We start from the raw sequence: 2,986 nt of genomic DNA, 5'->3' as shown, positions 1-2,986 counted from the left end.
GTGCCGGTCGCGTTCACCGAGCCGGTCGCCGATCCGTTGGGCGACCTCCTCGCCCGCCACGCGCGCACGCACGGGCCGTTCACGACCGGGCAGACCGCCAGGCGCTTCGGTCTCGGGACCGCGGTGGTCCAGCACACGCTCGCCCGGCTGGCCGACGCCGGCCGCGTGGTCAAGGGTGAGTTCCTCCCCGCAGGTCGGCAGCAGGTGGGCGAGGACGAAGATGCCGACCGCAGCCCCACCGATGCGACGGAGTGGTGCGACGCCGGCGTGCTGCGCAAGCTCCGCATCCGTTCGCTCGCCGCGCTGCGGCACGAGGTCGAGCCCGTCGAGCAGCAGGCGTTCGCCCGGTTCCTGCCGGTGTGGCAGCACCTCGGCGGGACGCTCCGCGGCGTCGACGGCGTCGCGACGGTCATCGACCAGCTCGCCGGCGCGCCCATCCCGGCGTCGGCCTGGGAGTCGTTGATCCTCCCCTCGCGCGTCGCCGACTACAGTCCCGCGATGCTCGACGAGCTCACCGCGACGGGCGAGGTCGTGTGGTCGGGCAGCGGTTCGATCCCCGGCAACGACGGCTGGGTCGCGCTCCACCTCGCCGACACGGCACCCCTCACGCTGCCGCTCGCTCCGACACCGCACACCCCCGACGCCCTGCAGACCGAACTGCTCGCAACGCTCGGCGGGGGCGGCGCGTACTTCTTCCGGCAGCTCGCGGAGTCGGTCGGCTCGACGGACGACAAGCTCCTCGTCGACGCCCTCTGGGAGCTCGTGTGGGCCGGGCTCGTCACCAACGACACCTTCTCACCGCTCCGCACGCTCGTGGGTTCCGGCTCGGGGAACTCGGCGCACCGGGTGCAACGGCAGACCCCGCGCTCGAAGCTGTACCGCGGACGCAACCTGCAACGTCCCTCGATGTCGACGCGCGCGAGCCAGACCCTCGGCGGCCGGTGGTCGATCCTGCCGCTGGCCGAGCAGGACGCCACCATCCGTGCCGTCGCCACGGGCGAGACCCTGCTCGAACGGTACGGCGTCGTGACGCGCGGCTCCGTCGTCGCGGAGGGCGTGACGGGCGGCTTCGCCCTCGCCTACCGCGTGCTGAAGCAGTTCGAGGAGAACGGTCGCTGCCGCCGCGGGTACTTCGTGGAACGCCTCGGCGGCGCGCAGTTCGCCTCCTCCGGCACGGTCGACCGCCTGCGCGGGTTCATCCGCTCCGACGACGAGCCACCGCTCGACGCCGTCACCCTCGCCGCGACCGACCCGGCGAACCCCTACGGCGCGGCCCTCGGGTGGCCGGGCCAGGAGGTCACCGGGGTTAAGCACCGGCCAGGACGGAAGGCGGGTGCACTCGTCGTCCTCGTCGATGGAGCACCGGTCTACTACCTGGAACGCGGTGGCAAGACGGCGCTCGTGTTCTCGGAGGACGACGACCAGCTCCGCGCCGGGGCGCGTTCCCTGGCGTCCACGGTGCGGGCGGGTCGCATCGAGAAACTCGGCATCGAGCAGGTCAACGGCGCCTTCGTGCTCGGCACCCCGACGGGATACGCCCTGCGCGACGCCGGATTCGTCGAGACGCCACGTGGATTGCGGCTCCGGCGTGGGTGAACCGGCGCACGGCCGTTCCGCCACGGGTTGCGCCGGACACCGTGCCGGTGGCACCGTAGCCGGAACGGACGGAGCGGTTCATGCCAGAGGGTGACACGGTCTTCCAAGCCGCGCACCGGTTGCGGCAGGCGCTCGCCGGTGAGGTCGTGACCGGCTTCGACCTGCGGGTGCCCGCCTTCGCGACCGTCGACCTCCGGGGCGACGTCGTCCACGACGTCATCCCGCGCGGCAAGCACCTCCTGCACCACATCGGCGACCACACGCTCCACACGCACCTCAAGATGGAGGGGCTGTGGCACGTCTACCAGCCGGGCGAGCACTGGCGGCGACCGGCGTGGAAGGCCCGCGCGATCGTGTCGACGCAGCACTGGGTGACGGTCGGGTTCGAACTCGGCCTCGTCGAGGTGTTCCCCTCCCGCGAGGACGAGGAGCGCTTCGGCTGGCTCGGTCCCGACCTCCTCGGTCCGGACTGGGACGAGGAGCGCGCCATCCACAACCTCGAAGCCGACGGCCGCGAGATCCACGTCGCGCTGCTCGACCAGCGCAACCTCGCCGGACTCGGCAACGAGTACGTCAACGAGCTGTGCTTCATCCGCGGCGTCCTCCCGACGAGGCCCACCGCCGAGGTCGACCTGCCGGGTGCCGTGCGGCTCGGCTACCGGCTCATCAACGCCAATCGCGACCGCCGCAACCGGGTCACGACCGGTGACACTCGGCCCGGTCGGAAGACGTGGGTGTACGGACGCGACGGCCAGCGCTGCCTGCGGTGCGGCACCCGGATCCAGCGGGGCAAACTCGGCGCCGACCCGACCGCCCTCCGCGACACCTACTGGTGTCCTCACTGCCAGACCTGAGCCGCCGGCAAGGTACCGGCCTCTGAGGCACAACCGGTCCCTCAGCCACCGCCGCCGGTCACTGAGCCCACCACCACCGGTCACCGAGCCCACCACCACCGGTCACCGAGCCTGTCGAAGTGCAACCCCACCCGACGCACCCCACCCTTCGACAAGCTCAGGGACCGGAATATGTTCACGAACCAGAAGGTCACCGGTCCCCGAGAGCCACCACCACCGGTCACTGAGCCTGTCGAAGTGCAGCCCCACCCGACGCACCCCACCCTTCGACAAGCTCAGGGACCGGAATATGTCCACGAACCAGAAGGTCACCGGTCCCCGAGAGCCACCACCACCGGTCACTGAGCCTGTCGAAGTGCAACCCCACCGGACCCACCCCACCCTTCGACAAGCTCAGGGACCGGAACACGCTCACGGACCAGCAGGTCACCGGTCTCCGAGAGCCATCATCACCGGTCTCCGAGAGCCATCATCATCGGTCTCCGAGAGCCATCATCATCGGTCACTGAGCCTGTCGAAGTGCAGCCCCACCCGAC

2 protein-coding genes are annotated in these 2,986 nt (G+C 71.0%); both read left to right on the top strand.

Annotated features, from left to right (window positions below):
• Positions 1-1,596 (top strand): Lhr family ATP-dependent helicase (locus tag IFT89_RS15370; protein ID WP_441004805.1); only part of this gene is annotated, 1,596 nt, incomplete at its 5' end.
• An 80-nt stretch (positions 1,597-1,676) separates the two neighbouring features.
• Positions 1,677-2,450 carry a DNA-formamidopyrimidine glycosylase family protein gene (locus tag IFT89_RS15365; protein WP_064294288.1) on the top strand — a complete coding sequence of 258 codons (774 nt, stop codon included), beginning with the start codon at positions 1,677-1,679 and terminating at the stop codon, positions 2,448-2,450.
• Positions 2,451-2,986 lie beyond the last annotated feature (536 nt).

Source organism: Plantibacter sp. CFBP 13570, from assembly GCF_014841395.1.
GTDB classification, from domain to species: Bacteria; Actinomycetota; Actinomycetes; order Actinomycetales; family Microbacteriaceae; genus Plantibacter; species Plantibacter auratus.
Note: the sequence above shows the minus strand (reverse complement) of the source record. Positions and strands in the feature narration are given on the sequence as shown.

What these genes read in the sequence shown, in the direction of transcription:
- IFT89_RS15365 (WP_064294288.1), top strand. Translation starts at nt 1,677, where the DNA reads ATGCCAGAGGGTGACACGGTCTTCCAAGCCGCGCACCGGTTGCGGCAG.